The organism is Caballeronia choica (genome assembly GCF_001544535.1).
Classification (GTDB): Bacteria; Pseudomonadota; Gammaproteobacteria; order Burkholderiales; family Burkholderiaceae; genus Caballeronia; species Caballeronia choica.
In genome coordinates, this window is sequence record NZ_FCON02000091.1 from 23,989 (window position 1) to 30,464 (window position 6,476).

The 6,476-nt window shown below is 60.9% G+C and carries 4 protein-coding genes and 1 tRNA gene; 2 read left to right on the plus strand and 3 right to left on the minus strand.

The window, feature by feature from the left end; translation table 11 throughout:
- The first annotated feature begins 18 nt into the window (after nt 1-18).
- On the plus strand, nt 19-2,109 hold the full coding sequence (locus tag AWB68_RS29315; protein ID WP_087647829.1) for a UvrD-helicase domain-containing protein: 2,091 nt from the start codon (nt 19-21) through the stop codon (nt 2,107-2,109).
- Between the two features lie 64 nt (nt 2,110-2,173).
- On the opposite strand, the gene AWB68_RS29320 is transcribed toward AWB68_RS29315, so the two are convergent.
- Complete coding sequence (locus AWB68_RS29320) at nt 2,174-3,073, minus strand: c-type cytochrome (protein WP_087647830.1); 900 nt, start codon at nt 3,071-3,073, stop codon at nt 2,174-2,176.
- A gap of 306 nt (nt 3,074-3,379) precedes the next feature.
- On the opposite strand from AWB68_RS29320, the gene AWB68_RS29325 reads away from it, so the two are divergent.
- Nucleotides 3,380-3,455: transfer RNA gene (locus tag AWB68_RS29325), tRNA-Arg, on the plus strand.
- Between the two features lie 1,014 nt (nt 3,456-4,469).
- On the opposite strand, the gene AWB68_RS29330 is transcribed toward AWB68_RS29325, so the two are convergent.
- Together AWB68_RS29330 and AWB68_RS29335 are read right to left on the minus strand one after the other, a co-directional pair.
- Nucleotides 4,470-5,951 (minus strand): class I SAM-dependent DNA methyltransferase, encoded by a 1,482-nt coding sequence (locus tag AWB68_RS29330; protein ID WP_087647831.1) that lies wholly within the window; start codon nt 5,949-5,951, stop codon nt 4,470-4,472.
- Nucleotides 5,948-6,160, minus strand: coding sequence for a hypothetical protein (locus AWB68_RS29335; protein WP_087647832.1), 213 nt, complete (start codon nt 6,158-6,160; stop codon nt 5,948-5,950). The genes AWB68_RS29330 and AWB68_RS29335 overlap by 4 nt, the downstream gene beginning before the upstream one ends.
- Between the last annotated feature and the right edge of the window lie 316 nt (nt 6,161-6,476).

Consider the following 6,476-nt stretch of genomic DNA (forward strand, 5'->3'; position numbering starts at 1 on the left):
TCTCAAAGTCCACACACGATGTCCGCAGGTCTCAACGCCGCGCAAAACGAAGCGGTGCGCTATCTCGATGGTCCCTGTCTCGTGCTCGCCGGCGCCGGCAGCGGCAAGACGCGCGTGATCACGCAGAAAATCGCGCACCTGATCGAAGGCAGGGGTTTCGAGCCGAAGCACATCGCCGCGCTCACCTTCACGAACAAGGCCGCGCTGGAAATGCGCGAGCGCACGGCGAAGCTGCTCGAAGGCAGGACGCTCACGACGCCCGGCAAGGAAGGCCGCAAGGTGCCCGTCAACCAGTTGACGATCTGCACCTTCCACTCGCTCGGCGTGCAGATCATGCGTCAGGAGGCGGCGCACGTCGGCCTGAAGCCGCAGTTCTCGATCATGGATTCCGACGACTGCTTCGGCATGGTGCAGGAACAGCTCGGCACGACCGACAAGGGCCTGATCCGCAAGATCCAGTCGATCATCTCGCTGTGGAAGAACGGGATGGTGTCGCCGGATCAGGCGTCGGTGCTGGCGTCGAACGAGGACGAGCACCAGGCGGCGATCGTCTACCGCAGCTACGCCGCGACGCTGCACGCCTATCAGGCGCTCGATTTCGACGATCTGATCCTGCGCCCGGCGCAATTGTTCGCCGAGAACGAACAGGTCCGCGAGAAATGGCAGAACCGCCTGCGTTACTTGCTGATCGACGAGTACCAGGACACCAACGCCTGCCAGTACGAACTGCTGAAGCTGCTGGCCGGTCCGCGCGCGGCGTTCACGGCGGTCGGCGATGACGATCAGGCGATCTACGGCTGGCGCGGCGCGACGCTCGAAAACCTCGCGCAACTCGGCCGTGATTTTCCGAAGCTGCATGTGGTGAAGCTGGAGCAGAACTATCGCTCGACGGTGCGCATTCTCACGGCGGCGAACAACGTGATCGCGAACAACCCGAAGCTTTTCGAGAAGAAGCTGTGGTCGGAGCACGGCATGGGCGACACGATCACCGTCACCGGCTGCAACGACGAGGAGCACGAAGCCGAATCGGTCGTGTTCAGGCTTTCCGCGCACAAGTTCGAGCGGCGCGCGGCGTTTCGCGACTACGCGATCCTCTATCGCGGCAACTTCCAGGCACGCATCTTCGAACAGGTGTTACGCCGCGAGCGGATTCCGTACGTGCTCTCCGGCGGCCAGTCGTTCTTCGACAAGGCCGAGATCAAGGACATCATCGCGTATCTGCGCCTGATCGCGAATCCCGACGACGACCCCGCGTTCATCCGCGCGATCACGACGCCGCGGCGCGGTGTCGGCAACACGACGCTCGAAGCGCTCGGCTCGTTCGCGGGCGCGGCGAAGGTGTCGCTGTTCGAGGCGGTGTTCATGGGCGGCATCGAGGCGCGGCTGTCGGCGCGGCAGGTCGAGCCGCTGCGCACGTTCTGCGAATGGATGCAGCGCTTGTCCGACCGCGCCGCCCGCGATCCGGCGACGACCGTCCTCGACGACATGATGGAAGCGATCCACTACGAAGCCTATCTCTACGATGCGCATGACGAGCGGCAGGCGCAGTCGAAGTGGCAGAACGTGCTGGAGTTCTGCGAGTGGCTGAAGAGGAAGGGCACGAAGCCCGAGCCGTCGGGCGATGCGGAACAGACCGGCTACGACAACGCCGACGGTTTCGGCGACGAAGGCAAGAACCTGCTCGGCCTGATCCAGACGGTCGCGCTGATGTCGATGCTCGAAGGCAAGGACGAAGATCCCGACGCCGTGCGTCTCTCGACGGTGCATGCGTCGAAGGGACTCGAATATCCACATGTGTTCCTGGTGGGCGTCGAGGAAGGGATCATGCCGCATCGTGGCGGCGCCAGCTCGGACGACGGTCCCGTCGACGAGGGGCGGATCGAGGAAGAGCGGCGCCTGATGTATGTCGCGATCACGCGGGCGCAGCGCAGCCTGCATCTGAACTGGTGCAAGAAGAGAAAGCGCGCGCGGGAGACGGTGGTGTGCGAGCCTTCGCGGTTCATCCCCGAGATGCTGCTCGACGATGCACCGCCGCCGACCGTGGACGAGGCCCCGATGACGCCGAAGGACCGGATGGCGATGTTGAAAGCGATGTTGCAGAAGGGCTGACGGCGGCTCGTAAAAAACCCTGCGCTCATCACGCAGGGTTTTTTATCGCAGGAAGCAGAAGCGCTTACTTCGCCGCGCTCACCATGTAGTCGACGGCCGCTTTCACATCGGCGTCGGACGCAGTCGAGCCGCCCTTCGGTGGCATCGCGCCCTTGCCGTGCAGTGCGTAGCCGTAGACCGTGTCCATCGGCTCCTTCAGGCGCTCGGCCCAGGCGGCCTTGTCGCCGAACTTCGGCGCGTTCAGCACGCCCGCCGCGTGGCACGCCTGACACACTTGCGTGTAAAGCGCCTTGCCCGCCTGCGAGGCGTCCGCGCTCTGTGCGCCTGCGGCCGGTGCTGCAGTCGTCTGCGGCACCGCGGCGAGCGCCGCAACGGCCGCCGCGGCTTGCGAGTTGTCCTGCGCACCGGATGCGGCCGCCGGTGCGGCGCCGCTGGCAGCGGCTGCGGCAGCCGCGCCCGGCGCTGGCTGCGCGGGTTCCTCGAGCTTGCCGCCGCTGTTGTTCGCCATGTAGACGATGGCGCGGCCGATTTCGAAGTCGCTGTAGTCGTCGGGACTCGTGCCGCCGCGCGCGGGCATCGCGCCCTTGCCAGTCAGCGCGTTGTGCAGCAGTGTGTCGTAACCTTCGGCGATGCGCGGCGCCCAGAGTCCGGCATCGCCGAACTTCGGCGCGCCGGCCGTGCCGGCCGCGTGGCACGCCGAACAGACCGCCTTGTAAACCTGTTCGCCCGTCTTGTAGACGCGCGGCGCGTTGGCATCGCGGATATCGACTTGCGCGACCGGCGCGATGCGCGCCGCGACGGAGGCATCGGAGAACATGTCGGTGCCCGCGCCGGTACGCGTTGTGTTGTTCACGTACACGGCAAGCAGAATGATGATGACGACAGGGACGGCGAACCCGGCGATGATCGCTGCGATGAGCTGGCCGGGTGTTTTGATCGGGGCTCCGTGGGGTGCTTCACTCATGCTTGTCTCGTCTCCCGTTTTATGTGTGAGTCGGTTCAGCGACAGCGTGACAGCAACGGCAACTACCGTACAGCACGGACGATTATAGACGGAACGCTTAACGGACGGCATGGGCTGCTGGGAGGGCGACGGCGCGCGTTTACCCGGATCGCGGGGGTGTTTTGGGTGTGCGTCGGGATGGGCTGTCGAGCGCGGCCCATCCCCGTCCGATGGACGGATCGGGTGAAAACAGGTATCCTCTCGGACTCGCATCGGCGCTGCCCCAGGCTTTTTTCACGCTGGTTCAAGCAGCGCCTTCGCTCTATAGCGCCCGTAGCTCAATGGATAGAGTACTGCCCTCCGAAGGCAGGGGTTGCTGGTTCGATCCCAGCCGGGCGCACCAAGAAAATTCCATTCAATCAACACATTAAGGCGCTCGGCCGAGTGTGCTTCCCAGTCCGTACGGAAACTGTACGGAAAATCGTCCCCCAGATTGCACTGCGTTGCCCTCTGTCAATACTGCATTGGCGTTGCATACGCGTGGTATGCGTGACGTGCAGCACGAACTGGCGTGCTGTGACCGCGAGCGGCGTCCGGCGCGGCAGTCAGGACACGCGCACGACTCACCCCACCCCTACCGTACCCCGGCATGGACCCCATGGCCTTGACCCGGGTACGCCCCAGCTCAGGTATGGCTCTTTACCGGGGACCAGCAAAAAGCAGCTAACGAGGTCATATGCGTTGTGCCGAAAATCGCGCAGCAGTTGGTTAACAAGAACGTTGCCCGCGAACACATAGTTCGGGTGTCGGCCAGTTAGAGACGTTCAGCTACTCCTCAGCGCGGACGCGTTCTAACGTCTGCTTTGCGTACATCAGGGGACTTAGCTCGGGCTCACTTGATCGAAGCCTGCGCGCCGCGTCGTTTAAATGGTTTCACCTGTTGCTGCTTCGCTTGTGTTCGACTATCGACGAAGATCTCGGCGGTGCGAAGCGCAAAATGCCAGCGCCTTGTGCCATCGGTTGGATCGATGCAGCACTCGCCCGGTAGCCTCGTCCATGCCCGACACGCCTGTACGTCATCGTGAGCACGACGACCTGCCCACGCTCGACGCGATGCTGGGACTGCTACAGACACACTCGCACACGCTCGGCAGTGAACGGTGCAATAACTTACTATGGGGTTGAATCCACCTACCAAGTAACGTGCAGGCCAAGGCCATGATCAGCCGCCTTTGCATGGGAAGCAAACTAATGTCGCAGTAGCTCATCATTGGCTTCGACACGGACATATTCGCTCCATGCGGCAAGGGCACAGAAGAAGTGTGGGGAGACTGGTCAGCCGTCCAGCCGCTTCAGCAACATCTCTCGAAAAACCGCTCCTGCCTGCGGCTGTCGGCATAATCACGGGATGTGAAGATTAGGCATCAAGTGCGGCAGCAATCGCTCGGAAGCTATCCAGCCCGGCCTCGAGGTTATCGATAATGTCGATGGCCAGCTCGTCCGGTTCGGGAAGATTGTCGAGGTCGGCAAGGCTTTTGTCCTTGAGCCAGAAAATATCAAGGCTGGTTTTGTCGCGAGCCACGATTTGCTCATGGGTGAATTTGCGCCAACGGCCCTCGGGGTTGATCTTCTCGCTCCACGTTTCCTTGCGCTCAAAGCGGTTGTCCGCGTTGTAGCAGGTGATGAAATCCTTCAAGTCCTCAAAGCGGAGCGGCTTCTTTTTGAGCGTGTGATGAATGTTGGTTCGGTAGTCGTAGAACCAGACTTCCCTGGTCCAGGGGTCTTTGCTGGCGGCATGGTTGTCGAAGAACAGCACGTTTGCCTTAACGCCATTGGCATAGAAGATGCCGGTCGGCAGGCGCAGAATGGTGTGCAGGTCGGTGTTCTCAATCAGCTTCTTGCGCACGGTTTCGCCGGCGCCGCCTTCGAACAAAACGTTGTCAGGCACGACCACGGCGGCGCGCCCGGTAGTCTTGAGCATGGTGCGGATGTGCTGGACGAAATTGAGCTGCTTGTTTGACGTGGTGGCCCAGAAATCTTGGCGGTTGTAGGTCAGGTCGTCCTTTTCCTGTTCGCCTTCTTCATTTGTGAAGCTCATAGAGCTCTTCTTGCCGAAGGGTGGATTGGCGAGCACATAGTCGTAAGTTTGCGGCGAACTGGCGACCAGCGCATCGTTAGGGGAAATCATGCTGTCGCCGTCGATCTCGCCGATGTTATGGAGGAACATGTTCATCAAGGCGAGTCGGCGAGTGCTGGAAACGATCTCGTTGCCGTAGAAGGTATCGTGCTTGAGGAAGGCCTTCTGCACCTTATTCATCTGGTGCGTCGCCACCAGAAAGTCATACGCGGCAAGAAAGAAGCCGCCGGTGCCGCAGGCAGGATCAGCGATCGTCTTGTTGGATTCAGGGCGAACACATTCAACCATTGCACGAATGAGTGCGCGCGGCGTGAAATATTGGCCAGCGCCAGACTTAGTGTCTTCTGCGTTGCGTTCGAGCAGCCCTTCATAGATGTCGCCTTTTACATCCGCGCCCATGGTGACCCATTGGGTTTCATTCACCATGTCGATCAGGCGATACAGCTTGGCGGGGTCCTGAATCTTGTTCTGCGCCTTGGTAAAGATCGCGCCGAGCATGCCAGGCATGTTGCCCAATTCGCGCAATAGCGTCACGTAGTGGACTTCCAGCTCGGCTCCTCGCTTGGCCTTAAGGCTCTGCCAGTTGTATTCGGCCGGGATGCCAACCTTGCGGTTATGCGGCGGCTGGCTGTACTCGTCCGCCATTTTGAGGAAGATCAGGTAGGTGAGCTGCTCCAGATAGTCGCCGTAGCTCACGCCGTCGTCGCGTAGCGTGGTGCAGAAACTCCAGACCTTGGAAACGATGGATGCGGTTGCGTTCATTTGTGGGTTTTCTTGCCTTGGAGTTGCGCGGACTTTTCCGCCTTAATGCGTGCGAGCAGGACCGAAGCGGGCTCGTCGTTCGGGTCTTGCAGGACCAACTGGCCGGAGAAGGCTTTCATCAGGATGGACTGTCGCAGGGCTTCGGCTTGCTGCCGGGAAGCAGTGATCGTTTGTTCGAGTTGATCAATAACAGAGAAACGTTCTTCCAAAATATCTAGGACTTGTCGCTGCTCGTCTAACCCATTTGATTACACACAACTCGTGTCGGGTGCGGTCGCTGCGCGGGAAAATCGTTTACGTTCAATGACATACCGGATGGGGTTGTAAACTTTCGCGGGCTGTCGTTTACTCTCGCATTTTGGTCGGCACATGAAGCGAGCGTCAACGAGCTGGGCTGCGGCGGAATTCAAGGATGCGTATTCCGGTGATCGTGACCGACATTTCCGGCATCGTGACCGCTGATTCCGTTTTATCGTGACCGCGGTTTCCGGTTGATCGTGATCGGCAATTCCGGCGATCGTGACC